We start from the raw sequence: 25,167 nt of genomic DNA on the forward strand, positions 1-25,167 counted from the left end.
GATCCCCGCGCGGAGGAAATTTTTATCCTCCGGCGCGGGGATTTTTTCGTTCCGCCGCGGCCGTTTTTCCGCGGCGTTTTTTCTCGGCCGCCCCGATGCGTCGCGGCGCCGGGCGCGGTTTCATACCGCCGCTGAAATAGGCCTCGCTGCGGTCGCTTTCGAATCCGTCGGCCATGGACGTTCGCCTCCTTCGCACGAAGATTTTTCATTGGCGCTGCGCCGAATATTGTAGGGCATTGTATAATGAAAAGCAAAATGCGCGCCGTGCAATTTCGCCGCGCAGTCCTGTGCAAGGAGGGTGGGAAATGTTTAACGTCGCTTTCCCCGACGGAAAAATTCTGCCGTGCGACGCGCCGGCAAGCGGCGAGGAACTGCTGCGCCGCGCGGGCGCCGCGCGGGGCGGCGTGCCGGTGGTGGCGTGGCACGTCAACCATTATCTGCGGCCGCTAAACTGGATCGTGGACAAGGAAGCCCGGGTCAGCTGGGTCGACCTCGCCTCGTCTGAGGGGGTGAGCGTCTTCCAGAGCTCGCTGAGTTTCGTGCTGACCATCGCGGCTCGCCGCGTGCTGGGGCGCGGACTGCGGGTGACCCATTCCATTTCCGAGGGAACGTTTTGGGAAATCGTGCCCCGTCCGGGAGAACGGCGCAACGGCGAAGACGAGGAGATCCTCGCGGACAAGGTCGGGGCCATCGCCGCGGAAATGGAACGGATCATCGCCGCCGATCTGCCCATCCGCGCCGAAATGACGCCGATCGACGAAGCGCGGCGCTTTTTCGAAGAACACGAGCGTCCCGACAAGGCGAAGCTGCTGGCCCACATGTGGTCCGATCTGCCCGTGGAAATGGCCTGCTGCGACGGCGAGCGCGACCACTTCTATTCGCCGATGGTGCCTTCCACCGGTTACCTCCGCCCTTACAAGCTCTCGAAACTGGCGCCGGGGATCGTGCTGCGCTTCCCGGTCGCGCTGAGCCGCGGCGAACTGCCCGAATACCGGCCTTCGCACAAGCTTTCCACGGTTTTTCTCGATTACGCCGACTGGATGCGCAAACTCCACGTCGTCAATCTGGTGGAGATCTGCGAGGCGGTGGCGCGCGACGGCGGCAAGGAACTGATCCTCATGTCCGAAGCGCTTCACGCCCAGAAGGTCGCCGAGGTGACGCAGGATTTTCTGAGCGTCCCCGAGCGCCGCGTGATCACCATCGCCGGCCCGTCGGGATCCGGCAAGACGACGACGTCGCACAAGCTGCGCATCCAGCTGGAAGTGGCCGGCAGGCGCCCCGTGGCGATCTCGCTGGACGATTACTTCGTGGACCGCGACAAGTGTCCGCTGGACGAGGACGGCAAGCGCGACTTCGAGGCGGTCGAGGCGGTGGACACCGAGCTGCTGAACGATCACGTCCACGCGCTGCTGGCGGGAAAAACGGTGCGGCTGCCGCGCTTCGACTTTTACGAGGGACGCCGCATGGCCGGAGCCGAACTGAAACTGGAAAAGGACGACGTGCTGATCCTCGAGGGGCTGCACGGGCTCAACGACAAAATACTTGCGGCGATCCCGCCGCAGGCGCGCTACGGCGTGTTCCTTTCGCCGCTGACCAGCCTCTGCCTCGACCAGCATTCCCGCACCAGCACGACCGAGCTGCGTCTGCTGCGGCGTCTGATCCGCGACAACCGCACCCGCGGCAACTCCCCCGAGGCGACATTGAACCGCTGGCCCTCGGTGGTGCGCGGCGCGGCGAAATATATTTTCCCCTATCAGAAGAACGCCGACGTGATGTTCAACTCGTCGCTGATCTACGAACTGCCGGTGATGAAGCCCTATGCCGAGAACCTGTTGCGCTCCGTCGGCGAGGATTCGCCCCAGCGCGGCGAGGCGATGCGTCTGCTGCGCATGCTGCGCTTCGTGCCGGCCATGGATTCCCGGCTGGTGCCCAGCAACTCGCTGCTGCGCGAGTTCATCGGCGGCAGCATCATCGAAATCTGAGGCGCGCGTCATGGCTCGGGTCACGATGGCCGACGTGGCGCTCGAAGCAGGCGTCAACAAAGGCACCGTCAGCCGCGCGCTGCGCGGCGACCGCCGCATTTCCGCGGAGACGCGCGGGCGCGTCTGGGAGACGGCAAAAAAACTTGGCTACGAACTGGACGCGGTGGCCAGCGGGCTTTCCAGCAAGCGCACCGGCGTCGCCGCCGTGGTGCTGGAACGCATGGACGCGCCCTGGACGGGCGAGTTTCTGAGCGCGGCTGCTGGCGTGCTGTCGCGCTGCAAGATGGAACTGCTCCTTTTTGAAGGCGGCAGCGCCTCGCTGGCCGCTAACGTGCTGCGCCGCATCGAAGGGCGCAAGGCCGACGGGCTGATCTGGTTCGGCGCCCCGGCGCCGGAACTCGGCGCTCTGGAAATCCCCGTGGTGTGCATCGGGGCGAGTTCCCGCGCAGGCCAATTCTGCGTGGCGCTGGAGCGCAAGAGCGTTTCGGCGCGGATCCGCGCGCTGGCGGGGCGTCGTCCCGTGCGCTACCGCGGCGGTCCGGCGGCCGTGATGGAATTCCTGTCGAAACTGGAAACTGAGACGGGCGTCGGCGAACCGTTCGTCATCTGGGACGCCCCGAAAAATCCGCCCGACGGCGAACGTCCCGATTTGATCTGCGGCGACGAACGGCTGGCGCGTCTGCTGCACGTCGACTGCCTGCGCGTGCCGGTCAGGGAGCTGGGCGTGCTGGCGGCGCGCGTGATGACCAACGCGATCCGCGGCAGCGGCGTGCGACCGGCGGTGACGCTGGTCAAAACGACGCTCGTTTCCGCGGCCGGAGAGCTGATTCTCGGATAAAACGGCGTAAAAGTGGTATGATGGGGCCGTTGAGTTTTTATTTGGGGAGGCTTGCGTTATGAGCGAAACGTGTAATGGTTCGTGCAGCAGCTGCTCGTCGGCCGGAAACTGCAATAAAATACCCGGGCCGACGCGGCAGGGCGTCGGCCGCATCATCGCCGTCGGCAGCGGCAAGGGCGGCGTCGGCAAAAGCACCGTTTCGGCGCTGCTGGCGGTGGCGCTGAACCGCGCCGGCTACCGCGTCGGCGTGCTCGACGCCGACGTCACCGGCCCTTCGATCCCGAAACTGCTGGGCATCGATCGGCCGCCGTACGTGGAGAACAACAAGATCCAAATGCCCGCTACGGCCAACGGCATCAAAGTGCTTTCCGTCAACCTGCTGCTCAAGGACGACGGCGCGCCCGTCGTCTGGCGCGGACCGCTGATCAGCGGCACCATCAAGCAGTTCTGGGAGGACGGCGCCTGGGACGGCCTCGACTTCGCCGTCGTCGATCTGCCGCCGGGGACCGCCGACGCGCCGCTGACGGTCATGCAGAGCATCCAGGTCGACGGCATCCTGGCCGTGACCATGCCGCAGAGCCTGTCGACGATGATCGTGCAGAAACAGATCAATCTCGGCAAGATGATGAACGTGCCGCTGCTCGGCCTGGTGGAGAACATGTCCTACGCGGTGTGCCCGCACTGCGGCGAACGCTGGGACCTTTTCGGCTCGTCGCACCGCGAGGAGATCGAGAAGCTTTTCAACCTCAAGACGCTGGCGCGCATCCCCGTCGACCAGAAGCTGGCCGAGCTCGGCGACGCGGGGCGCCTCGAGGAATACGAGAACGAAGAGCTCATGCAGGCTCTGACCGCCGCGGCCCTCGGCGTGGAGGTTCGCGCGTGAGCGATTTTTGAACGGGAGGCCGGACTTCATTTTTCGTCGACGAAAAAAGAAGCCCGGCTTTTTTGTCGCCGTTCGGCGCACGATCGTCGCATTTCTTGAAAGACATCGCCGCGAACGCAGCTACGCCAAGGGAAGATCGAAAATGTTCCACGTGAAACGTCTTTCGTTTGCGAGAACGGCGGCGGGCGGACCGTTCACGCGTCGCGGACTTTTTGTTATAATGAACCGTCTTTTCGGAAGAAAACGAGAATTCCACGCCTGCAAAGCGCAGGGAAAGTCCTGGCTTTTAAGGCATTGGAGGGAAGAATTTTGAATCGTGGAGACGTGATCCTCAGGCCGACGCCGGACTGCCGTCTGCCGGTGGAACGCGAGGGCGCGCCGCGGCTGATCGAGATTGGCTTCGGCAACGGCGATTTTCTCGTCGACCTTGCGCAGAAACGTCCGGAGGCGTTGGTTTACGGCGTGGAAGTTTCCCATATGTGTCTCGAAAAAGCGCTCTCGCGCGTCGTGCGCCTGAAGCTGGGGAATGTGCGCCTTCTGTGCGGCGACGCGCGCTTCCTCGTGCGCGAGTGCTTCGCCGACGACTCGGTGGAGCGCATCTACATGAGCTTCCCCTGCCCCTGGCCGAAGGAGCGCCACGCGCGCCGCCGCGTCACCTCGGAGGGGTTTTCCGGCGTGCTGGCCTCGGTGCTGAAAATCGGCGGCGTCTTCGAGATGGCCACCGACGAGGGCTGGTACGCCGACGAGGTCGAACGCATCCTCGGCGCTCACGCGGCGCTGAAACTGGCCGAGCGCCGCCTCAATTTCCGCCGCGACCTTACCACCAAGTACGAGCGCAAATGGCTGGACATGGGCAAGGACATTCATCATCTTTACATCGAGAAAACGGCGCTTTGGAGCGTGCCGCGAATGGTAGAAGGGAGCGTGGAGGACATGCACGTAAGAATCGCGCCGGCGGCGCCGGTCGATCTTGAACTTCTCGACCGGACGGTGACGGGGCGGACGGGCAGCGCGCAGGGGCGTCACGGCGAAGATTCGCACTGGGCTTTCCGCGGCGGTTTTCGCGCCGCCGACGGCACGCTGCTGGAGGAGACGATCTGCACCGACTCCGGCTACGAGCAGAAGTTCTACGTCAAAATCGTCAGTAAGCCGGAGTGTACGCTGGTCAAACTGGACGGCGTTTTCGCCCCGTTTCTGACGCCGGCGGTGCGCTTCGCCATCGAGGACGTGGCGCGAAGGATCCAGGAGCGGTGAAGGAGGTCAGACCGACTGCCGGCAAGACGCTTGGGGCTCTGTTCAGCATCCTCGGGCCTCTGTCGGGCATGAGCTTTCTCGATCTGTTCTCCGGCACCGGGCGGGTGGCGAAGGAGGCGCGCGCCCGCGGCGCGTCGATCGTCACGGTGGAACTGCTGCGCGACCGCGCGGCGGAGATCCGCCGCGCGCTGGGCGAAGAAAATCACACCGCCCTCTGCATGGACGTGCGCCGGGCGCTGAACTGGCTGGAAAAACGCGAGCTGAGCTTCGACGTGATCTTCGCCGACCCGCCCTACGAGATGAAGTGGATGAGCGAGCTGCCGCGGCTCCTCGGCGCTCATGCCGGACTGCTGAAACCGGGCGGCACGGTGATCCTCGAGCGCGCCGAACGCGAGGCGCTCGACTTGGCGGATTCGCCCTGGGAACTGGTGGACGAGCGGCGCTACGGCGTTTCGGTGCTCGATTTCCTCAAACTGAAGGAGGTCTCCGATGTACAGGCATAAGGCGGTCTATCCCGGTTCCTTCGACCCGATCACGAACGGCCACGTGTTCATCGCCGAACGCGCGGCGGCGCTGTTCGACGAGGTCGAGGTCTCGGTCCTGATCAATCCCGACAAAAAAGGAGCCTTCGCGATCGACGAACGGGTCGATATGGCTCGCGAGGCTCTCAAACATCTTTCCAACGTGACGGTGAATTCTTTCTCCGGACTGCTGGTGGATTTTTTGCGCCAGCGCAAAAGCAGCATCGTCATCCGCGGCCTGCGGGCGCTGTCCGACTTCGAGTACGAGTTTCAGATGGCGCTGATGAACCGTCAGCTGGCGCCGGAGATCGAAACGCTGTTCATCGTCACCGACGCCAAATATTCGTTCCTTTCCAGCCATACCATCAAGGACGTGTTCCAGCTCGGCGGCGAGGTGCGCAACCTCGTGCCGCCCTACGTGCACCGCCGCCTGGTGGAGCGCTTTCACAGCGGCGTCAAAGCCGGCGCCGCTGTGGTGAAAAGCTAGTCGTCGAGGAGCAGCGGCACGGCCTTCTTCTCGCGCTCCCAGTCGGGGCGGGGAAGAAAACTTTCCCACAGCGCCGCGCCGCGGAACTCCAGCGCCATGATCTTTTGGGCGTAGCCGTCGCCGCGCAGCCCGGCGGGTTTCGTGACCACCGGCAGTGAACTTTTTTTGCGCATCAGGCGCAGCAGCTCGCGCCCGCGCCGGTTCATCGCCAGCGGGCGGATGTAGGCGGGGCCGCGGCGCTGAAAGAGTTGGTTGTCCGCCTCGCTGACGTTCAGCAGCATGCCCATGAGCTGACGGCGGACGCGCGTGCGCGGATAGCGGCGCGTGGCGACCCGTTCGGCCAGTTCTTCGAAACTTTCGCAGCGCGGGTACAGGTCGAGAAAGCGGTTCTCGATGCCTTCGCTGATGTCGGCGTACCGTGCCAGTTCTGCGCTTGCGGCGCGCATGAGCAGCAGCCGCACTGCCTGCCAGAGCGGCTGCCAATCGAGGCAGCAGCGCCCGGCGGCGATATTTTTTCGAAGGATGGCCGCGCTTTCGTCCGGCATGGCGCGGTACGCGACCTCCGTCCGTCCGTTCAGAAGCGCTTCGCGGATCCCCGTCGCGCTCATGATTTCGCCTTCGCTTGGATCGTTGTAGCCGGCGCCGGCGCGCCGCACCGGCAACAGTTCGAAGCCGGCCTTCTGGCGCAGCGCCGCTTCCGCGTAGGCGACGGCCAGCGTGTTGTTGGGTTTGCCCAACAGCGCGCCGCCGCCGGGACAAAGCCGCTCGATTGCCCCGGCCCTCGCCTGGGCGTAAGAATGTCCTTTTTTTAAGAAATCCTGTAAAATAGCCTTGAAAGCCGGAGGTTCCTGGACTAAAATAGCGGAGATTACGCCAAGCAGATCCGTTTCATCTTCCATGCCGAAGGAAATGGCCTCGACGACGCCCGTTGCTTTCAGCAGCGCCACGGCGCCGCCGGCGAAAACGCCGGCGTTGTTGCCGCAGAAAGGCAGCGGCAGCTCGAGCGCCAGATCGACGCCGCAGCGCACCGCGGCGCGGGCGCGTTCCCATTTGTCCAGCAGCGCGGGCGCGCCCCGCTGCAGGAAGTTCGACGACAAAACGGAGATAACGGCCGCGCCGGCGTTTTTCTTTTTTATTTCCTCGATCTGGTATCGATGGCCTCGGTGAAAAGGATTGTATTCGGCGACGACGCCGACGATTTTTCTCATGATGGTGATTCTCCTCTGAATTTGCCCTCGGCGGCAGGGGATGAGTGACAGTTTGGATATACGACAGAGCGTCAAAAACGTCAAGGAGGTTTTTTTGCAATGAAGATTCTCGTTATCAACTGCGGCAGCTCCTCTCTGAAGTATCAGGTCTTCGACATGGACAACGAATCCGTGCTTGCCAAAGGTCTGGTCGAGCGCATCGGCATCGACGGTTCCCGCCTCAAGCACACCAAGATCGGCATGGACGCGGTGGTGACCGAGACCGCGATCCCCGATCACAAGGTCGCTGTCGATCTCGTCCTCAAGTCGCTGCTCGACGCCAAGGTCGGCGTGCTCAAGAGCCTCGACGAACTGGGCGCTGTCGGGCATCGCGTCGTCCACGGCGGCGAGGAGTTCGCCAGCTCCGTCAAAATCACGCCTGCCGTGATGAACGCTCTGAAGCGCTGCGCGCCTCTTGCGCCTCTTCACAATCCCGCCAACATCATCGGCATCGAGGCGATCACGGCAGCGTTGCCCTCGGTGCCTCAGGTCGGCGTTTTCGACACGGCGTTCCATCAGACCATGCCCGATTACGCTTTTCGCTATGCCGTGCCCGAGAAATATTACAAGGAAGACCACGTGCGCCGCTACGGCTTTCACGGCACCAGCCACCGCTTCGTGTCGGCCCGCTGCGCCGAGATCCTCGGCCGCCCCATCGAAGAGCTGAAGATCATCACCTGCCACCTCGGCAACGGCAGCTCGCTGGCGGCCGTCGACCACGGCAAGGTCGTCGATACCTCCATGGGCTTCACTCCGCTTCCCGGCGTCGTCATGGGCACTCGCTGCGGCGACGTCGATCCGAGCGTTGTCACCTTCATCGCCCAGAAAGAAGGCGCGGAAAAAACCGACAAGATCCTCAACAAGGAGAGCGGCCTGCTCGGCGTTTCCGGCGTTTCCGCCGACCTTCGCGACGTCGAAGAGGGCATGAACAAGGGCGACGTCAAGTGCGCTCTGGCTTACAAAATGCTGACTTACAGCGTCAAAAAGTACATCGGCGCTTACGCGGCGGCCATGGGCGGCGTCGACGCCATCGTCTTCACGGCCGGCATCGGCGAGAACAGCGCCACGACTCGCCAGATGGTCACCGAAGGGCTCGAATTCCTGGGCGTGAAGATGGACTATTCCAAGAACAATTTCCGCGGCGAGGAACGCGTCATCAGCGCCTCCGATTCCAAGGTCAAGGTCATCGTCATTCCTACCAACGAAGAGCTGGTCATCGCCCGCGACACCAAAAAGATGGCTTTCTGAGCGGGGACCTGAGGCGGGAAGAGCAAGCCCCATGGCACTGACCGAACGGCCGGCGGACTGGCGTTTCGTTGTGCCTTTGCCGGAAGCGAAAGACTCGCAGCGCAGTCTCTCTCGGGCCTGGACTTTGGACCTGAAAGAGCCGCTGTCCTGCGGCGCTCAGGAATTCCCCTTCACGCGGCCGCTCAAAGTCACCGCGGAAACGCGGCGAACGCCCGAAGGCGCCGACGTTTTGATCGGGATCGAGGGAGAAGTTGCTACCGAATGCCGTAGATGTTGTGCGCCTTTAACGGTTGCAATTCAGCAGGAATTCATGTATTCTTACATCTTGCAGTCGGAAGATGTTGGAAAAGTACAAGAAGAAGAGGAATTATTCTCCGATTCCAACAGAGTCGTTATGCCCGTTCCGTGGCTCGGCGGCAGTATCGACGTGACCGATCTCGTGTGGGAATGCCTTGTGGTGGCTCTGCCGCTTTACGCGACGTGCCCAGAGGGATGCATCGAGATCGATTCGCTCCTCCCCGCCGAGGATCGAATGGATCCGCGTTTCCTGGCTCTGACAGATTTACTGGATGAAGAAAAGCAAAAAGGAGGGAAATGACTATGGCAACCCCGAAGATGAAAGTGTCCCACCGCAGGACTCACATGCGCTTTGCCCATTGGCTGGGCGAAAAGACCGCTCCCAACATGACGGCCTGCTCTCACTGCGGCGAAATGATCCAAAACTATTGCGCGTGCCCCGTCTGCGGCTATTATCGCGGCCGCAAGGTGCTCAAGGTCGCCGCCGACAAGGCCGAAACCGAAGCGAAAGCCGAGTAAGCTTGATCTGCTCACAGAAAACTGAAGAGCCTCCTGCATAGAGTTGGTACTGCAGGGGGCTCTTTGCGTTTCTTTTGAGAGGTCAGGGTCTATTGACGAGAAGAACCGGGGCGAAGCAATGAAAATCCTTTCCTTGGGGAGAATGCACCGGCGCGGAAGGATAATCATTTCTGCACGGTTTCATACGTAAAAAATATTTCGGGGCGACTTAAAGTGTATTGACCTTTCACGGTAAAGTCTTTATACTTCGCGTAGTTCGAGAGTAGATATTAGGACTAGGTGTTAAAAGCGGGGGAGGAACATGTCACTGAAAAATGGCAAATTGAAGCGCCACGAAAAGTTATTCGCGCTGATAGAACAGAATCCTCTCTATACCGACGAAGACCTCGCTCGGCTGCTGAAAGTGAGTCTCAGCACGATCCGGCTCGACCGCGCTCTCATGGGCGTACCGGAACTGCGCGAGCGCACTCGTCAGATGGCCGAACGGGCTGTCAGCCGCCTGCGTTCTCTGAAGCAGGAGGAATTCATCGGCGAACTTCTGGGGCTGGAGCCGAACATCTGGGCGCTGTCCGTGCTTCAAACCACCAAGGAAATGGCTTTTCGGCATACCAATCAAGTCTGGGACCAATATATCTACGCTCAAGCAAGCACCCTTGCGATCGCTGTCGTGGAAGCCGATATGGTCGTCGTGCAGACGTTCCGCGGCCGGTACAGCGCTCCCGCGGTTGTGGGAGACCGACTGGTGGCCCGGGCGAAAGTGGGCGTCCATGAAGGCGATAAATACATTGTGAGCGTTCATACCAGCGTGGGTGAGCGAGAGATTTACGTGGGGCGCTTTATCGTGCGGGCTCTGTCGAGCGGAGAAGAAAGTACGGTTTTAGCCGTGCGGGGGAGCGAGGGATAATCATGATAATTGCCGTAGACGCCATGGGCGGCGATCACGGCGCGTCTGCCGTTTGTCCTGGCGTCATTGAAGCATGCAATAGAAACAGCGATCTCGAGATCGCTTTGATTGGGGATAAAACCGTCATTGAACCTTATCTGGACAAAGCTGACGGCAGCGTCCGAGGCCGTATTCGCGTGATTCATGCCGAGGAAGTGGTCGATCCGAACGAGTCGCCCGCGAAGGCGATCCGTTGCAAAAAGCGTTCCAGCATGCGCATCGCTATGGAAATGGTCCGGTCGGGTGAGGCCAAGGGCTGCGTCTCCTCCGGCAGCACGGGCGCGATCGTGGCCGGCGGCGTGCTTGTGGTCGGTCGTCTGAAGGGCATCGACCGCCCCGGTTTGGGGATCTTGCTGCCGACGAAGAAACCGGTGTTCCTTCTCGACGCCGGAGCCACCGTTCGCTGCAAGCCGCTGAATCTGGTGCAGTTTTCGCTGATGGGTTCCGTTTACATGAAGGACGTGGAAAAGCTCTCCTTGTCGCCGCGGGTCTGCCTGCTTTCCAATGGTTCCGAAGAGATCAAGGGCGACGACGTCATCGTGGCGGCTCGCGAACGGTTGCGCGCGAGCGACGACTTGAATTTCGGCGGTTATGTCGAGGCCAACCGAGTCCCCATGGGCGACGCGGACGTCGTGGTTTGCGACGGTTTTTCCGGCAACGTCATGCTCAAGTCCTTTGAAGGATTGATCAAGTTCTGCAAGGGACTGGTCAAAGAAACCATCCAGGAGTCTTGGCTGGCGAAAGCCGGCGCGCTGTTGCTGTACCCTTCCATGAAGAGACTCGGCGCGCGCGTCGATTATCAGCGCTACGGCGGTTCCGCGCTGATGGGCGTGAACGGTGCGGTGATCAAAGCCCACGGGCGTTCCAAAGCGCCCGCCATCGCCAACGCCATCGGCGTGGCCTACAGCTTTGTGGAGCGTAACGCGCTGGAGCGCATCCGCGAGGATATCGCTCAGGAACTGGAAAAGGTCGCTGCCGAGGAGACGCTGTGCTGACGATCGCACAACGTTTGTCGGAACGTTTTATGATGTTTGTGGGGATTTGTGTCGGCAGCGCGCCGACTGCGAAAAACGAAAGGGGTTCGTTTCTTCATGCTCGGTAAGGAAATCACGGAACTTTTGGGAATTAAACATCCTGTGATCCAAGGGGCTATGGCTTGGATCGCCAATGCGGAGCTGGCCGCTGCGGTCAGCAATGCAGGCGGCCTTGGTATCATCGCCGCAGGAGCGACGCCGCCCGAGCTGCTGGAGAAAGAATTGCTCAAAATTCGCGAGTTGACCGACAAGCCCTACGGCATGAACATCATGCTTATGTCGCCTACGGCTCCCGCTGCGGTGGAACTGGCTGCCAAGTATCGCATCAAAGTCGTTACGACCGGCGCCGGCAGCCCCGGCAAAGTGATCGAGCGGCTAAAACCTCTCGGGGCGATCGTCATGCCCGTCGTCGCTTCCACGGCGGTGGCGATCCGCGCCGTCCGTCAGGGCGCGCAGGCCGTGGTGGCCGAAGGCATGGAAGCCGGCGGACATATCGGCGAGCTGACGACCATGGTGCTCACGCCTCTTGTGGCTCAAGCGGTGAAAGTCCCCGTCGTCTGCGCCGGCGGCATTGTCGACGGCCGCGGCATGGCGGCCGCTTTCTCGCTCGGAGCCAAGGGAGTTCAGGTGGGAACTCGCTTCGTTTGTTCCAAAGAATGCACGGTGCATCCCGATTACAAACAGGAACTTGTCAGGGCGAAAGAGCGCTGCACCGCGGTGACCGGCGCCAGCACGGGGCATCCCGTGCGCTGCATCGCCAATAAACTGACGAAGGAATTTCTCGATCTCGAGTACAATCACGCTCCGGTGGCCGAGATCGAAAAGTTGGGCACAGGCCGTCTTCGTGCCGCCGTCGTCGACGGCGACATGGAACGGGGCTCCGTCATGGCCGGCCAGTCGGCTGCGCTGGTTGGAGACATTCGTTCCTGTGCCGATATCATCGAAAGCATGGTCGCCGAGGCCCGAACTATTCTCAAGGACTTGGAAGCCAAAGCTTAAAAGGAGTCGAAGCCTATGAAGTATGCGATTGTTTTTCCCGGCCAGGGCTCTCAGGCCGTCGGCATGGGAAAGGAACTGTGCGGCGTTTCCAGAGCGGCAAAAGAGACCTTTGCCGAAGCCGACGAGGCTCTCGGATTTTCTCTCAGCGACATCATCTTCAACGGCCCCGAGGACAAGCTGGTCTTGACGGCCTACACTCAGCCCGCTATTCTGGCGATGTCCATCGCCGTGTTCCGCGCGCTTCAGGAAAAAGGCATGACGCTGGATCCCGCTTTTGTGGCCGGGCACAGCCTTGGCGAGTATACGGCCCTTGTCGCCAGCGGCGTGCTGTCGTTGGCCGACGGCGTACGCCTCGTGCACAAGCGCGGATCCTTCATGCAAGAAGCCGTGCCTCAAGGCGTGGGGGCCATGGCGGCGATCCTCGGGCTTGAAGCCGACGCGGTCCGCGCCATCTGCGCGGAGGCCGCTCAGGAGGAAGTCTGCGAAGCGGCGAATTACAACACGCCGGTGCAGACGGTCATCTCCGGCCACACGGCTGCGGTGGAGCGCGCCGTCGCGCTGGCTTCCGCAAAAGGCGCGAAGCGTTCCGTGATGCTGAACGTGAGCGCTCCGTTCCACTGCTCGCTGATGCGCCCCGTGGCGGACCGTCTGGCGGCCGAGATGGAAAAGTGCGTTTGGAGTACGGGACGCTGCCCGCTGGTCGCCAACGTTTCCGCCCGACCTGTGAGCGATGTTTCCGCGATTCGCGATGGGCTTTACGCTCAGACGTACAGCCCCGTCAGATGGGTCGAAAGCGTGCAGACCATGGCCTCTCGGGGAGTGGAAGGCTTTATCGAAATGGGCCCCGGCAAAGTTCTGGCAGGCACGATCAAAAAGATCGACCGTCACGCGCCGACGCTGAACGTGGAGCAGCCTGCCGATCTGGGGCAGGTAGCTTCCTTTATTGAGCAGAAAGCGGAGGCGTAACGATGGCTCGCGTTGCCTTAGTAACCGGCGCCGGCCGCGGCATCGGCCGCGCGGTGGCGAAGCGCCTGGCCGCCGACGGTTGTTCCGTGGCGGTGAACTATCGTTCTTCGGCGGAAGCGGCCCAGTCCTTGGTGGACGAGATCACGGCCGCCGGCGGAAAAGCGCTGGCTTTTGCCGGCGACGTTTCCAGTTCCGAAGCGGTAAAAAAGCTTTTCGACGACGTCAAAGAGTCCCTCGGCCCCGTCGAGATCCTTGTGAACAACGCCGGGCAGACGAAAGACGGGCTGCTGATGAGAATGAAAGACGCCGACTGGGACGACGTGCTCGACGCCGATCTCAAGTCCGTGTTCCTCTGCACGCGCGAAGCGATCAAATCCATGGTCCGCGCCCGCTGGGGGCGGATCGTCAACATCTCTTCGGTGGTCGGCGTCACGGGCAATCCCGGACAGGCCAATTACGGCGCCGCCAAAGCCGGCGTGATCGGCTTCAGCAAGTGCGTGGCGCGCGAATATGCCGCCAAGGGCGTGACGGTGAACTGCGTCGCTCCCGGTTACATCGCCACCGATATGACGAAAGTCCTGAGCGACGCCGCCAAGGAAGCGATCCTGACGGGCATTCCGCAGGGACGTCAGGGCGATCCCGAGGACGTGGCCAACGCCGTGTCCTTCTTCGTCCAGGAAAGCAGTTCTTATATCACAGGTCAGGTTCTCGCCGTCGACGGCGGGATGACAATGGCATAGAGCGGTTCTTTTACGAGGCCGCATATTTTTATGGAGGTGCTTTGAGCTATGACTAAAGCAGATGTTCTCGCTCGCCTGAAGGAAATCATTATCGACCGTCTTGACGTGGAAGAGGAGCAGATCCGTCCCGAGGCTTCCTTTGTGGAAGATCTCGGCGCCGATTCCCTTGACATCGTCGAGCTGATCATGGGCATCGAGGAAGAGTTCGACATCGAGATCCCCGATGAGGATGCCGAGAAGCTGACCACTGTCGGTGAAGCGATCAACTACGCCGCCAGTAAGCTTGGCATTGAGGAGTAACTGAGCTGTATGTGCGGGGGAGAGGATACCGGTACGGCGATCCTCTCCCGATTTTGAAGAGTCATTTATCGTATTTCGCCCACCGAGGCGGCAAGGAGATCTCAAAATGAATCGAAGAGTCGTGATCACCGGGCTCGGCGTGGTCAGCCCCGTTGGCATCGGCAAGGATAATTACTGGCGCGCCCTCGAAGCGGGAGAAAACGGCATCAGGAACATCACCGCTTTCGACGCGTCCGACTACAATGTGAAAATTGCGGGCGAGGTTCGCGACTTTGACCCTGACCTTTATATGGCTAAAAAAGAGGCCAAGCGCACCGACCGCGTCATTCAGTTCTCGACGGCAGCGGCGTCGATGGCGCTTGAAGACGCAAAACTTGATCCGGCTTCCGTCGATCCATGGAAGTTCGGCGTCTACATCGGTTCCGGCACCGGCGGGCTGCATACCAGCTGGGAAGGATATCAGGACCTTTCCGAAAAAGGCCCCCGTCACGTCGGGCCTTTCGCCATCCCGATGATGATCAGCAACATGACCTCGGCTTACATCGCCATCAAGTACGGCTGCAAAGGTCCCAATATGTGTATCGTCACCGCCTGCGCGTCGTCGATCAACAGCATCGGCGAAGCATGGTACGCCGTCCAGCGCGGCGACGCCGACGTGATGTTGGCCGGCGGCGCCGAGGCCTGCGTGATGGGACTGACGGTAGCCGGTTTTGCCTCCATGAAGGCGCTCTGTACGACTCACAACGACGATCCGGAGCGTGCGTGCCGTCCCTTCGACAAAGACCGGGCCGGTTTCATCGTCGCGGAAGGAGCCGGTGTCGTCGTTCTCGAAGATCTTGAACGCGCCCGCGCCCGCGGCGCTCACATTTACGGCGAGCTGACCGGCTACGGCGCCACATGCGACGCTTATCATCTGACCGCTCCCGATCCCGACGGCGTCGGCGCCATGAAGGCCATGGAGCTGGCCATGACGCAGTCGGGCTGGGACGGCGTGGATTTGGTCAACGCCCATGGAACGTCCACTCATCTCAACGAGATCATGGAGTCCAAGGCCATCAACGGACTTCTCGGCGACAAGGCGAAGGACACGCTCGTCACTTCCACCAAGTCGATTTTCGGCCATACGCTCGGTGCGGCCGGCGGCGTGGCGGTCGTGGCGGCGCTCCAGTCTTTCGAACAGGGGATCGTCCACAAGACGCGCAACTACGAAACGCCCGATCCCGAGTGCAACGTCAACGTCGTCGCTGAAACGCTGTACGATCGGGACGTCAAACGCATCCTCGTCAACAATTTCGGCTTCGGCGGGCACAACGGCGTGCTCGCGCTGCAAAAGTACGAAGGCTGATGAACGAGGCGGAGCTGGCGCGGACAAAAGACCTGCTCGAGTTCCAGCGGCGCATCGGCTACGAGTTCAGCGACCCGGCTCTGCTGGAAGAAGCGCTGACCCATTCGTCCTACGCTCACGAACGGGGAGTTCCGTTCTGGAACGAGCGTCTCGAGTTTCTCGGCGACGCCGTGCTGGAAGTGCTGATCAGCGAGGAACTGTTCCGCGCCCGCCCCGACGCCAGCGAAGGGCAGATGACCCGCGAGCGCGCCTCGCTGGTTCGCGAAGAAGTGCTTTCCGCCTGGGGGCACTCCTTGGGCTTGGACGGTCTGCTCCTTTTGGGAATGGGGCAGCGCGGCAGCGCCAGCGAAAACATGATCGGCGACGCGGTCGAGGCTTTGATCGGGGCTCTTTATCTCGACGGCGGGCTGGAACAGGCCCGCGCTTTTCTGAACCGTCGCCCGCGGGGAGCGGCGCGCGAGCAGCTCGATCCGAAGAGCCGTCTGCAGATTCTCTGCCAGGAACGGAACGGTCCGGCGCCTTATTATGAACTTCTTGAGCGCAAAGGGCCGGAGCACGATCCGATTTTTATCGCCCGGGCTCTGCTGGACGGCAGGGAACTTGCCCGCGGCAGAGGAACCAGTCGCAAGGCAGCTGAGCAGGCGGCGGCAAGGGCGGCCTTGAAACTGATCGAATCGTCAAAAGAACAGCTCTGACAAAGATCGCTTGTCCGTCTGCGGACGAGCGATTTTTTATGACGCGGGCGTGATTTTATTTGCGCCTTCAACTTGATTTTGCCGCGTATTCGATTTAGAATCAATTTCCGTGAGGCGAAGGAAAGGGGAGAACCTGACGTGACGAAAAGCGATGTGCCGCGGCGCTTTCGCGGCGTCATGGAACGACGCGGCTGGCTCGGTCAAACGCCGGTGCTGCTCGGCGTTTCGGGCGGCAGCGATTCGATGAGCCTGCTGTGCGCTTTTTCCCGGCTTTACGAGCCTTCGCAGTTGGTTGTGCTTCACATGGACCACGGTCTCCGCGGCGCTTCGTCCCGCGACGGCGAGTTCGTAAAAAAGCGCTGCGCGGAATTGGGCGTGCGCTGCGTGATCGAGCGTCGTCCGGTCTCCGCGTTGTCACGCAAAGGCGAATCCGAGGAAGCGGCGGGGCGTCGGCTTCGCTACGAGCTCTACGAAGAGACGGCGCAAAGATTCGGCTGTCGCTTGGTGGCGCTGGGGCATACGCGCGACGACCTGGCCGAGAACACGCTCATGAATCTGGCCCGCGGCTGCGGGCTTTGGGGCGTGGCGGGGATGCCGGAACAGCGCGACATTTATATCCGGCCGCTGCTTTCGTTCCGCCGCCAGGAACTGCGCGATTTTCTCCGCGCCCAGGGCTGGAGCTGGGTAGACGACGAGACGAACGCGCTGAACATCTACCAGCGCAACCGCGTCCGCAACGAAGTGATGCCTCTGTTGGCCCGCGAGGTCAATTCCGGCGTCGTCGAGCATCTGGCTTCTCTGGCCGAAGAGGCGCAGCTTTGGCGGAAGATGCAGGAAGAACAGTCGTCCGCGCTGTGCCGCGAGGTCTCGCTGCCGCAGCGCGGCTGGCCGTGCCTGAGCCTGAGCAAATTGCGCCGCGTCCACGAGTTCCAGCGCCGGGAACTGGTGCGCTTTGTGGGGCGCCGGCTGGAGCTGCCCGCCTTGTCCAGAGTGCGCATTGAAGAGTTGGATCGCTTGATGCGCCGCTCCGGACGTTTTGTGTTCCAATGGGGCTCCGCGGTCGACGTGGAAGCCGGCGGCGGCATGCTGTGCTGGCATCCGGCGGCGGAGAAGCGTTTGGAGGCGCTTGAGCTTTCGCTCGGCGAAACGGCGCGTTGGGGCGGCTGGAGAGTTTCGCTGCGGCGGAAGGACGCGTCTGCGGAGGCCGGTTTTGGCCTACGCTGTCCACTCGATGGGGCACGGCCGGTCGTTCTGCAAAAAAACAGTGAAAAATACGATGTGACAACGTCTTTTTTTCCGGTGATTTTTCAGAAAAATGTTTTTCGGGCGGAAAAAAAACAAAACCAATGGGAAATCCTTCGCCATAGTGTAAAATATAACATCGTTGCTGAGGTTGTTTTGAGTCCCCTTGTCGGGCGCTGGAGGGAATCTTTATGGAATTGAAGGCAGCGGAAGTTCTGATCGCCAGGGAGCAGATCGCCGCGCGCGTTCGCGTGCTGGCATCGGAAATCAGTAAAAAATACGACGGGCAGAGTTTGACTGTCATCGGCATCCTGCGCGGCGCGGTGATCTTCATGGCCGACCTGGTGCGCGAGATCTCGCCGTCGGTGAACGTCGTCATGGAGTTCATGAAGGCCGCATCCTACGGCGCTTCGACCACGTCGTCGGGCAAAGTGACCATCTCGCAGGGAACCGGCATCGCAGTGAAGGGACGCAACATTTTGATCGTCGAGGACATCGTGGATACGGGGCTGACGCTGCAGCACCTGCGCGGATACTTCAAGGACGAGGGCGCCGCGTCCGTGGAAGTGTGCGTTTTGCTGGACAAAAGGGAACGACGCGTCGTCGACGTGCCGGTGGAGTATACGGGATTCGTGATTCCCGATGAGTTCGTGGTCGGCTACGGCATGGATTATGATCAGAAGATGCGCAACCTGCCTTCGATCCACACGGTGCGCTCCGTCTCGGAGTGATGTTATGAATTTTAAGGAGGCGCCATTGTGCAGCGATTAATGAAGAATCTCGGCGTGTATTTGATCCTCGTGGTGCTCGTCGTCAGCGTCGTAAACATGTTTCTCACGCCTCAGACCGCGGGGCCGGAAGTGGCGGAGGTCCCTTACAGCCAATTCAAGACCGATCTGGCCGCGGGACGGATCAAAAACTTCACGATCAACGAGATGAAGGCCCAGGGGCGCTACGCCGACGGCAAGACGTTCGTCAGCAACATCGTCGGCGTCAAGGATGTGGCCGAAGAAGCCGCCGCCCGGGGCGTAGAAGTGAGGATCGCCGAGCCGCCGGAAACGCCGTGGTGGATGACGCTGGCTTCGTCCGTGTTCCCCACGCTGCTGCTGATCGGCGTGTGGATCTTCTTCCTGCACAACATGCAGGGCGGTGGCGGAAAGGTCATGAGTTTTGCCAAGAGCAAGGCGAAAATGTTCCTCGACAACCGTCCCAAGGTGACCTTCAACGACGTGGCCGGCTGCGACGAGGCCAAGGAAGAGCTCAAGGAAGTAGTGGAATTCCTCAAGTCTCCCGACCGCTTTACCAAGTTGGGGGCCAAGGTGCCCAAGGGCGTGCTGCTGCTCGGCTCGCCGGGGACCGGCAAGACCCTGCTGGCCCGCGCCTGCGCCGGCGAGGCCGACGTGCCGTTTTTCAGCACCAGCGGCTCGGACTTCGTGGAGATGTTCGTCGGCGTCGGCGCTTCGCGCGTGCGCGACCTGTTCGACCAGGCCCGCAAGTACCAGCCCTGTCTGGTTTTCATCGACGAGATCGACGCCGTCGGACGCCAGAGAGGCACCGGTCTCGGCGGCGGCCACGACGAGCGCGAGCAGACGCTGAACCAGCTGCTCGTCGAGATGGACGGCTTCGACGAGAAAACGGGCATCATCCTGATCGCGGCCACCAACCGCGCCGACGTGCTCGACCCGGCGCTGCTGCGCCCCGGGCGTTTCGACCGCCACGTGGTCGTGGACACGCCTGACGTGAAGGGGCGCGAAGCGATCCTGAAAGTCCACGCCAAGGACAAAAAATTCGCCCCCGACGTCGATTTCGAGGTGCTGGCCAAGCGCACGCCCGGCTTCGTCGGCGCCGATCTGGCCAACGTCATCAACGAGGCGGCGCTGCTGGCCGCCCGCGGCGGCAAAACGGAGATCGGCATGGCCGAGCTGGAAGAAGGCATCGACCGTTCCATCGCCGGCCCCGAGCGCAAGAGCCGCCTGATCGGCCCGCGCGAGAAGAAGATCATCGCCTACCACGAAACGGGGCACGCGATGGTGGCGAAGCTGATCCCCGGGTGCGATCCCGTGCACAAGATCTCGATCATCCCCCGCGGCAGCGCGGCGCTGGGCTACACGCTGCAGCTGCCGGCGGAAGACCGATTTTTGGCCTCGAAGAACGAGCTGACCAACAACATCTGCGTGCTGCTCGGCGGGCGCGTCACCGAAGAACTGGTCTTCGGCGACATCACCACCGGCGCCAGCAATGACCTGGAACGCGCCACGCAGGTGGCCCGCAGCATGGTCACGCAGTACGGCATGAGCTCTCTTGGCCCCGTCGTGCTGGGACGCCAGCGCCATGAGGTGTTCCTCGGCCGCGACCTGGGCGAAGACCGCAATTACAGCGACCAGATCGCCTTCGCCATCGACGAGGAAGTCCGCAAGATCGTGGAGGAGTGTTACGTTCGCGTCAAAAAGCTGCTGTCGGACAACAGGGACAAGGTCGATCTCGTCGCCGAAACGCTACTCGAACGCGAAGTGATGGACGGTCACGATCTGGCGGTGCTGCTCGGCGAGGAAGAGCCCGTTTCCGAGAAGTCCGAAGAAAAAGCCGCGTCCGAAAGTGCCGGCGCTCCCGCGCCGGAAGAGCCGGCTCCGGCGGAAGAGAAGGCGGCGGACGGCTTTATTCCGCGGGCGCCCGTCGTTTCCAACGAGATGGCCCCGATGGAACGAAAAGAACCGCCCTCTGCAAAAGGCGAATAAACTGGTACAATATAAGGACGGAGTGGATCTTTTCGCTCCGTCCTTTTCTTTTCGCTTTCGTTTCGTCATTTGTTTTTGTCTCATCATGGAGGTCCGATCATGGAGACTGAAAAATTCAAACTGCACGCTCCCTGGCCGCCGTCGGGCGATCAGCCGCAGGCCATCGAGTCGCTGCTCGAGGGGCTGGAGCGCGGCGAAAAATGCTCGACGCTGATGGGCGTGACGGGCAGCGGCAAGACGTTTACCGTCGCCAACGTCGTGGCGAAGTACGACCGCCCCACGCTGGTGCTGGCTCACAACAAAACCCTCGCGGCGCAGCTGTTCAGCGAGTTCAAACGCTTTTTCCCCGAGAACGCCGTGCATTATTACGTGAGCTATTACGATTACTACCAGCCCGAAGCCTATATCCCCAGCTCGGACACGTTCATCGAAAAGGACGCTTCCATCAACACCCAGATCGAGCGCATGCGGCTCGCCACCACCAAGTCGCTGATCGAACGCCGCGATGTGATCGTGGTGGCGTCGGTCTCCTGCATTTACGGCATGGGCAAGCGCAAGAACTACGAAGACGCCATCGTCAATTTTTCCGTGGGCGAGCGCTGGAACCGCCGCAGCTTCCAGGAAGCGCTGATGAAAGCCTATTACGAGCGCAACGACTTCGACCTTCAGCCCGGCAAGTACCGCGTGCGCGGCGACGTGCTGGAGGTGTATCCCGTGTACAGCGACGCCACGCTGCGCTTTTCCTTCTTCGACGAGGAACTGGAATCCATCGAGGAAGTCGATCCCGTCAGCGGGCGTTCCACGGCGCGCAAGCAGCACGTCTCGGTCTTCCCGGCGCAGCATTACGTCACCAGCGACGGCGCGATCGCCGAGTCGATGGACAAGATCAAGCGCGAGATGGAGCTTCAGGTCGGCCGCTTCAAGTCCGAAGGGAAATACCTCGAAGCCGAGCGCCTCGGCAGCCGCACCCGCTACGACATGGAAATGCTGGCCGAAGCCGGCTATTGCTCCGGCATCGAGAATTATTCGCGCTACCTCGACGGCCGCGCCGAGGGCGAACAGCCCGGCACGCTGATCGATTTCTTTCCGCCGGACTTTTTGATGATCGTTGACGAGTCGCACATCACGCTGCCGCAGGTGCGCGGCATGTTCAACGGCGACCGCGCGCGCAAGGAAGTGCTCGTGGAGCACGGCTTCCGCCTGCCGTCGTGCCTCGACAACCGCCCCCTCAAATGGCACGAGTTCGAACGCTACATGCAGCGCGTCGTCTGCTGCTCGGCCACGCCCGGCGACTGGGAACTGGCGCACTCCAGGCGCGTCGTCGAGCAGCTGATCCGCCCCACCGGCATCGCCGATCCCGAGGTGGAGGTCCGCAAAGCGACGGGACAGATCGACGACCTGCTGGCCGAGATCCAGAAAGTCCGGGGCGCGGGCGGCCGCTGTCTCGTCACCACGCTCACCAAAAAAGGCGCCGAGGAATTGGCCGGATACATGCGCACGCTGCGCGTCAAGTCCGAATATATCCATTCCGAATTGAACGCCTTCGAACGCGCGGAGGAAATCAACCATCTCCGCAGCGGCGACATCGAGGTGCTGATCGGCGTCAACCTGCTGCGCGAGGGCATCGACATGCCCGAGGTGACGCTCGTGGCGATCCTCGACGCCGACCGCGAAGGCTTCTTGCGCTCCTACCGCTCGCTCGTGCAGGTGATGGGGCGCGCGGCGCGCAACGTCGATTCGCGCGTGATCCTCTATGCCGACGAAGTGACCGACAGCATCCGCGAGGCGGTCGGCGAGTCGAAGCGCCGCCGCGAGGCGCAGCTGAAATACAACGAGGAACATCATATCGTGCCGCAGACGATCCACAAGTCCATCGAGCGCATGCTGCCGGAAGTGGAGTTCGAGGCCGCGCCCGAAGCGAAGAACAAGCGCGCGCAGCAGCATATCGAGCACATGGACAACGAGGCCCTCGAAAAGCTCATGTGGGAGGCCGTGGAAAAGCTCCAGTTCGAAAAGGCGGCCAAGATCCGCGACATGATCCAGGCTATGGAAGAAGGCCGAACTCCCCAAGGCGGGTTCGGCGACGAAGAAGGAGGAACCGGTCTCCGTGCCGCGTCAGGAAATCGTTATAAGAAACGCAAGAGAGCATAACCTCAAGGGCGTCTCTCTGGAAATCCCCAAGAACAAACTCGTCGTCATCACCGGCCCTTCGGGGTCGGGAAAAAGTTCGCTGGCGTTCGACACGCTCTACGCCGAAGGCCAGCGTCGCTACGTGGAATCTCTGTCGTCATACGCGCGTCAGTTCCTCGGCGTGCAGAAAAAACCCGACGTGGACGACATCGAAGGGCTGTCGCCGGCCATTTCCATCGAGCAGAAGGGCGCTTCTCACAATCCCCGTTCCACCGTCGGCACCGTCACCGAGATCTACGACTACCTGCGCCTGCTGTTCGCCCGCGCCGGCACGCCGTATTGCCCCCAGTGCGGCAAGCCCGTCCACAAGTATTCCGTGGACGAGATCGTCGACCGCATCTACCGCCGGCACGGCGGCGCCCGGCTCGAGGTTCTCGCCCCGGTCGTGCGCGCCAAAAAGGGCGAGTTCAAGAACGTCTTCGCGGCGCTGCGCAAGAAAGGTTTCATGCGCGTGCGCGTCGACGGCGAAGTCCTCTGGCTCGAGGAAGAAATTCCGTTGGACAAGAACAAAAAGCACAGCGTCGAGGTGGTCGTCGATCGCATGTCGGTGCAGCCCGACCGCAAAAGCCGCATGGCCGAGGCCGTGCAGACCGCCCTGCAGCTCGGCGAGGGCTTCGTGATCATCGCCGCCGACGGAACGGAAGACATGCTCACGGAGCGCTTCGTCTGCCCCGACTGCGGCGTCTCGCTGCCCGACATCCAGCCGGCGCTGTTCTCCTTCAACAACCCGATGGGAGCCTGCCCCGATTGCTCGGGGCTGGGCAGCCACAGCCACTTCTCCGAAGAACTGGCGGTCAATCCCGACCTGTCCGTGCGGGCCGGGGCGCTGCTGCCGTTCCGCGGCAAGCAGTACATGATGTACCGTCTCGAAGAGTTGGCGAAAAAGGTCAGGCTGGATCTCGACACGCCTTACAAAAAACTTGCGCAGGAACAGAAACAGATCCTGCTGTACGGCTCCGACGTGCGCATGCTGCTGCAGTTCGAGCGCGGCGGCGAGATCTCTGAGTATCAGGGGCGCTACGAAGGCCTGCTGCCGTGGCTGCAGCGCTATTACGACAGCACCGAGTCGGAAACGATGGCCGAAGAGCTGGAACGCTACCGTAGCGAAGACGAGTGCCAGACCTGTCACGGCACGCGCCTGCGTCCCGAAGCGCTGTCGGTGCGTTTCTGGGGAAAGAACATCGACGAACTGACCTCGCTGCCGGTGAGCGATTTTTACGAGATCGTCAGGCAGCACAAAGACGACCCCGGGCAGAACGAAGTCGTCAGCCAAGTCATCGTCGAGTTGGAAAAGCGCCTCAGTTTCCTCGTTGAAGTCGGCGTCGGCTACCTGACGCTGAAACGCCGCGCCGACACGCTGAGCGGCGGCGAGAGCCAGCGCATCCGCCTGGCGACGCAGATCGGCTCGAAGCTGTCGGGCGTCATGTATGTGCTCGACGAGCCGACCATCGGCCTGCACAGCCGCGACACGGGAAAGTTGATCGGCGCGCTGAAATCGGTGCGCGACATGGACAACACCGTGATCGTGGTGGAGCACGACCGCGACACGATGCTGGCCGCCGATTACATCGTCGAGATCGGCCCCGGCGCGGGCAGCTACGGCGGCGAAGTGGTCCAGCGCGGCGCGGCGGAAGAGTTCCGCAAGACGAATTCGCTCACCGGCCCCTATCTGCGCGGCGACCGGTGCGGCATGGTGCGTTCGGAACGACTGGCGCTTCCTAAAGAGCGTCTTGAAATTCTCGGTGCGGCCGAACACAACTTGAAAGGCGTCGACGTCTCCATCCCGCTGAACTCGCTGGTCTGCCTGACCGGCGTCTCCGGCTCGGGCAAAAGCTCGCTGATGTACGACGTGCTGTACCGCGGCCTGCGCCGCAAGCTGGACGCCGATTACCGCGACCGTCCGGGGCGCCACAAGGACATTCTCGGCTGGGAACGGCTGAAAAACGTGGCTATGGTCGATCAAAGCCCGATCGGCCGCACGCCGCGCTCCAACCCGGCCACCTATACCGGCGTCTTTTCGGCGATCCGCGAGCTGTATTCGCAGCTGCCCGAGGCGAAATTGCGCGGCTACGCCAGCGGGCGCTTCAGCTTCAACGTCAAGGGCGGGCGCTGCGAGGCCTGCGGCGGCGCGGGCGAGCGGCGCGTCTCCATGCTCTTCATGCCCGACGTGTACGTGGAGTGCGACGTCTGCCACGGCACGCGCTACAACCGCGAGACGCTGGAAGTGAAGTTCAAGGGGCACAGCATCGCCGACGTGCTCAATCTGTCGGTCGACGAGGCGATGGAACTTTTCAAGGATCTGCCCAGGATCGCGCGCAAGCTCGAATTTCTGCAGCGCGCCGGACTGGGCTACATCCACCTCGGCCAGTCGGCGCTGACGCTCAGCGGCGGCGAAGCGCAGCGCGTCAAATTGGCCAAGGAGCTGAGCAAACGCTTCGGCGGCAGCACGCTCTACCTGCTCGACGAGCCTTCGACCGGGCTTTTCTATCCCGACGTGGGGCGCCTGCTGCGCATCCTCCATGCTCTGGTCGATCAGGGCAACTCGGTGCTGCTCATCGAGCACAACATGGACATCATCTGTTCCAGCGATTACGTGATCGACCTCGGCCCCGAGGGCGGAAGCGCCGGCGGACGCGTGGTCGACTGCGGCGCGCCGCGGGAGCTGGCCGAGCGCGGCAGGGGCTACACGGCGGCGGCGATCC

24 protein-coding genes are annotated in these 25,167 nt (G+C 61.9%); 22 read left to right on the forward strand and 2 right to left on the reverse strand.

Annotated features, from left to right (window positions below; genetic code table 11):
* Nucleotides 1-22: 22 nt before the first annotated feature.
* The gene (locus HMPREF7215_RS13165; protein WP_009164738.1) at nucleotides 23-175 is read right to left on the reverse strand and encodes a hypothetical protein; all 153 of its coding nucleotides are present in this window, start codon (nucleotides 173-175) and stop codon (nucleotides 23-25) included.
* Between the two features lie 130 nt (nucleotides 176-305).
* Here HMPREF7215_RS13165 and HMPREF7215_RS05620 point away from each other — a divergent pair, with 130 nt between their 5' ends.
* From HMPREF7215_RS05620 to coaD, 6 genes are all read left to right on the forward strand, one after another.
* Nucleotides 306-1,982 (forward strand): nucleoside kinase, encoded by a 1,677-nt coding sequence (locus HMPREF7215_RS05620; protein ID WP_009164739.1) that lies wholly within the window; start codon nucleotides 306-308, stop codon nucleotides 1,980-1,982.
* A 10-nt stretch (nucleotides 1,983-1,992) separates the two neighbouring features.
* Nucleotides 1,993-2,820, forward strand: coding sequence for a LacI family DNA-binding transcriptional regulator (locus HMPREF7215_RS05625; RefSeq protein ID WP_009164740.1), 828 nt, complete (start codon nucleotides 1,993-1,995; stop codon nucleotides 2,818-2,820).
* 58 nt (nucleotides 2,821-2,878) lie between these two features.
* Nucleotides 2,879-3,703: an Mrp/NBP35 family ATP-binding protein gene (locus HMPREF7215_RS05630; RefSeq protein ID WP_009164741.1), complete on the forward strand. Its 825-nt coding sequence runs from the start codon at nucleotides 2,879-2,881 to the stop codon at nucleotides 3,701-3,703.
* A 309-nt stretch (nucleotides 3,704-4,012) separates the two neighbouring features.
* The gene (gene trmB / locus HMPREF7215_RS05640; protein ID WP_009164743.1) at nucleotides 4,013-4,957 is read left to right on the forward strand and encodes a tRNA (guanosine(46)-N7)-methyltransferase TrmB; all 945 of its coding nucleotides are present in this window, start codon (nucleotides 4,013-4,015) and stop codon (nucleotides 4,955-4,957) included.
* Nucleotides 4,954-5,460, forward strand: a complete 507-nt coding sequence (locus HMPREF7215_RS05645; protein ID WP_009164744.1) for an RsmD family RNA methyltransferase — start codon at nucleotides 4,954-4,956, stop codon at nucleotides 5,458-5,460. The genes trmB and HMPREF7215_RS05645 overlap by 4 nt, the downstream gene beginning before the upstream one ends.
* A complete protein-coding gene (gene coaD, locus HMPREF7215_RS05650; protein ID WP_009164745.1) occupies nucleotides 5,447-5,965 on the forward strand; it encodes a pantetheine-phosphate adenylyltransferase in 519 nt (172 codons plus the stop codon). The genes HMPREF7215_RS05645 and coaD overlap by 14 nt, the downstream gene beginning before the upstream one ends.
* On the opposite strand, the gene HMPREF7215_RS05655 is transcribed toward coaD, so the two are convergent.
* A complete protein-coding gene (locus HMPREF7215_RS05655) occupies nucleotides 5,962-7,173 on the reverse strand; it encodes a tRNA(Met) cytidine acetate ligase (protein ID WP_009164746.1) in 1,212 nt (403 codons plus the stop codon). The two genes, coaD and HMPREF7215_RS05655, sit on opposite strands and share 4 nt — an antisense overlap.
* A gap of 99 nt (nucleotides 7,174-7,272) precedes the next feature.
* On the opposite strand from HMPREF7215_RS05655, the gene HMPREF7215_RS05660 reads away from it, so the two are divergent.
* From HMPREF7215_RS05660 to uvrA, 16 genes are all read left to right on the forward strand, one after another.
* Nucleotides 7,273-8,460: an acetate/propionate family kinase gene (locus HMPREF7215_RS05660; RefSeq protein ID WP_009164747.1), complete on the forward strand. Its 1,188-nt coding sequence runs from the start codon at nucleotides 7,273-7,275 to the stop codon at nucleotides 8,458-8,460.
* 124 nt (nucleotides 8,461-8,584) lie between these two features.
* Complete coding sequence (locus tag HMPREF7215_RS05665) at nucleotides 8,585-9,058, forward strand: YceD family protein (protein WP_198004568.1); 474 nt, start codon at nucleotides 8,585-8,587, stop codon at nucleotides 9,056-9,058.
* A gap of 2 nt (nucleotides 9,059-9,060) precedes the next feature.
* On the forward strand, nucleotides 9,061-9,276 hold the full coding sequence (rpmF, locus tag HMPREF7215_RS05670) for a 50S ribosomal protein L32 (RefSeq protein ID WP_009164749.1): 216 nt from the start codon (nucleotides 9,061-9,063) through the stop codon (nucleotides 9,274-9,276).
* Between the two features lie 301 nt (nucleotides 9,277-9,577).
* The gene (gene fapR, locus HMPREF7215_RS05675) at nucleotides 9,578-10,180 is read left to right on the forward strand and encodes a transcription factor FapR (protein WP_009164750.1); all 603 of its coding nucleotides are present in this window, start codon (nucleotides 9,578-9,580) and stop codon (nucleotides 10,178-10,180) included.
* A gap of 2 nt (nucleotides 10,181-10,182) precedes the next feature.
* Entirely contained in the window at nucleotides 10,183-11,214 is a 1,032-nt protein-coding gene (plsX, locus tag HMPREF7215_RS05680; protein ID WP_009164751.1) for a phosphate acyltransferase PlsX, read from the forward strand.
* 96 nt (nucleotides 11,215-11,310) lie between these two features.
* Nucleotides 11,311-12,252, forward strand: a complete 942-nt coding sequence (locus tag HMPREF7215_RS05685; RefSeq protein WP_009164752.1) for a nitronate monooxygenase — start codon at nucleotides 11,311-11,313, stop codon at nucleotides 12,250-12,252.
* Nucleotides 12,253-12,267: 15 nt separating this feature from the next.
* Nucleotides 12,268-13,218: an ACP S-malonyltransferase gene (gene fabD / locus HMPREF7215_RS05690; protein WP_009164753.1), complete on the forward strand. Its 951-nt coding sequence runs from the start codon at nucleotides 12,268-12,270 to the stop codon at nucleotides 13,216-13,218.
* A gap of 2 nt (nucleotides 13,219-13,220) precedes the next feature.
* A complete protein-coding gene (gene fabG / locus HMPREF7215_RS05695) occupies nucleotides 13,221-13,958 on the forward strand; it encodes a 3-oxoacyl-[acyl-carrier-protein] reductase (RefSeq protein WP_009164754.1) in 738 nt (245 codons plus the stop codon).
* A gap of 48 nt (nucleotides 13,959-14,006) precedes the next feature.
* Nucleotides 14,007-14,258, forward strand: a complete 252-nt coding sequence (gene acpP, locus HMPREF7215_RS05700) for an acyl carrier protein (RefSeq protein WP_009164755.1) — start codon at nucleotides 14,007-14,009, stop codon at nucleotides 14,256-14,258.
* A gap of 106 nt (nucleotides 14,259-14,364) precedes the next feature.
* Nucleotides 14,365-15,603 carry a beta-ketoacyl-ACP synthase II gene (gene fabF / locus HMPREF7215_RS05705; RefSeq protein ID WP_009164756.1) on the forward strand — a complete coding sequence of 413 codons (1,239 nt, stop codon included), beginning with the start codon at nucleotides 14,365-14,367 and terminating at the stop codon, nucleotides 15,601-15,603.
* Nucleotides 15,603-16,298 carry a ribonuclease III gene (gene rnc / locus HMPREF7215_RS05710; RefSeq protein WP_009164757.1) on the forward strand — a complete coding sequence of 232 codons (696 nt, stop codon included), beginning with the start codon at nucleotides 15,603-15,605 and terminating at the stop codon, nucleotides 16,296-16,298. The genes fabF and rnc overlap by 1 nt, the downstream gene beginning before the upstream one ends.
* A gap of 138 nt (nucleotides 16,299-16,436) precedes the next feature.
* Nucleotides 16,437-17,741: a tRNA lysidine(34) synthetase TilS gene (tilS, locus tag HMPREF7215_RS05715; RefSeq protein ID WP_009164758.1), complete on the forward strand. Its 1,305-nt coding sequence runs from the start codon at nucleotides 16,437-16,439 to the stop codon at nucleotides 17,739-17,741.
* Nucleotides 17,732-18,271, forward strand: a complete 540-nt coding sequence (gene hpt / locus HMPREF7215_RS05720; protein ID WP_009164759.1) for a hypoxanthine phosphoribosyltransferase — start codon at nucleotides 17,732-17,734, stop codon at nucleotides 18,269-18,271. The genes tilS and hpt overlap by 10 nt, the downstream gene beginning before the upstream one ends.
* 27 nt (nucleotides 18,272-18,298) lie before the next feature.
* Entirely contained in the window at nucleotides 18,299-20,275 is a 1,977-nt protein-coding gene (gene ftsH / locus HMPREF7215_RS05725) for an ATP-dependent zinc metalloprotease FtsH (RefSeq protein ID WP_009164760.1), read from the forward strand.
* 99 nt (nucleotides 20,276-20,374) lie between these two features.
* The gene (uvrB, locus tag HMPREF7215_RS05730) at nucleotides 20,375-22,426 is read left to right on the forward strand and encodes an excinuclease ABC subunit UvrB (RefSeq protein ID WP_009164761.1); all 2,052 of its coding nucleotides are present in this window, start codon (nucleotides 20,375-20,377) and stop codon (nucleotides 22,424-22,426) included.
* Nucleotides 22,383-25,167, forward strand: a 2,785-nt coding sequence (gene uvrA / locus HMPREF7215_RS05735) for an excinuclease ABC subunit UvrA (protein WP_009164762.1), incomplete at its 3' end; no start/stop codon positions are given. The genes uvrB and uvrA, both read left to right, overlap by 44 nt.

The organism is Pyramidobacter piscolens W5455 (assembly GCF_000177335.1).
Classification (GTDB): Bacteria; Synergistota; Synergistia; order Synergistales; family Dethiosulfovibrionaceae; genus Pyramidobacter; species Pyramidobacter piscolens.

Bases quoted from the DNA above. Each gene is read 5' to 3' on its own strand.
- HMPREF7215_RS13165 (WP_009164738.1), bottom strand. From the start codon at position 175: ATGGCCGACGGATTCGAAAGCGACCGCAGCGAGGCCTATTTCAGCGGC.
- HMPREF7215_RS05620 (WP_009164739.1), top strand. From the start codon at position 306: ATGTTTAACGTCGCTTTCCCCGACGGAAAAATTCTGCCGTGCGACGCG.
- HMPREF7215_RS05625 (WP_009164740.1), top strand. From the start codon at position 1,993: ATGGCTCGGGTCACGATGGCCGACGTGGCGCTCGAAGCAGGCGTCAAC.
- HMPREF7215_RS05630 (WP_009164741.1), top strand. From the start codon at position 2,879: ATGAGCGAAACGTGTAATGGTTCGTGCAGCAGCTGCTCGTCGGCCGGA.
- coaD (WP_009164745.1), top strand. From the start codon at position 5,447: ATGTACAGGCATAAGGCGGTCTATCCCGGTTCCTTCGACCCGATCACG.
- HMPREF7215_RS05655 (WP_009164746.1), bottom strand. From the start codon at position 7,173: ATGAGAAAAATCGTCGGCGTCGTCGCCGAATACAATCCTTTTCACCGA.
- HMPREF7215_RS05660 (WP_009164747.1), top strand. From the start codon at position 7,273: ATGAAGATTCTCGTTATCAACTGCGGCAGCTCCTCTCTGAAGTATCAG.
- rpmF (WP_009164749.1), top strand. From the start codon at position 9,061: ATGGCAACCCCGAAGATGAAAGTGTCCCACCGCAGGACTCACATGCGC.
- fapR (WP_009164750.1), top strand. From the start codon at position 9,578: ATGTCACTGAAAAATGGCAAATTGAAGCGCCACGAAAAGTTATTCGCG.
- plsX (WP_009164751.1), top strand. From the start codon at position 10,183: ATGATAATTGCCGTAGACGCCATGGGCGGCGATCACGGCGCGTCTGCC.
- HMPREF7215_RS05685 (WP_009164752.1), top strand. From the start codon at position 11,311: ATGCTCGGTAAGGAAATCACGGAACTTTTGGGAATTAAACATCCTGTG.
- fabD (WP_009164753.1), top strand. From the start codon at position 12,268: ATGAAGTATGCGATTGTTTTTCCCGGCCAGGGCTCTCAGGCCGTCGGC.
- fabG (WP_009164754.1), top strand. From the start codon at position 13,221: ATGGCTCGCGTTGCCTTAGTAACCGGCGCCGGCCGCGGCATCGGCCGC.
- acpP (WP_009164755.1), top strand. From the start codon at position 14,007: ATGACTAAAGCAGATGTTCTCGCTCGCCTGAAGGAAATCATTATCGAC.
- fabF (WP_009164756.1), top strand. From the start codon at position 14,365: ATGAATCGAAGAGTCGTGATCACCGGGCTCGGCGTGGTCAGCCCCGTT.
- rnc (WP_009164757.1), top strand. From the start codon at position 15,603: ATGAACGAGGCGGAGCTGGCGCGGACAAAAGACCTGCTCGAGTTCCAG.
- hpt (WP_009164759.1), top strand. From the start codon at position 17,732: ATGGAATTGAAGGCAGCGGAAGTTCTGATCGCCAGGGAGCAGATCGCC.
- uvrB (WP_009164761.1), top strand. From the start codon at position 20,375: ATGGAGACTGAAAAATTCAAACTGCACGCTCCCTGGCCGCCGTCGGGC.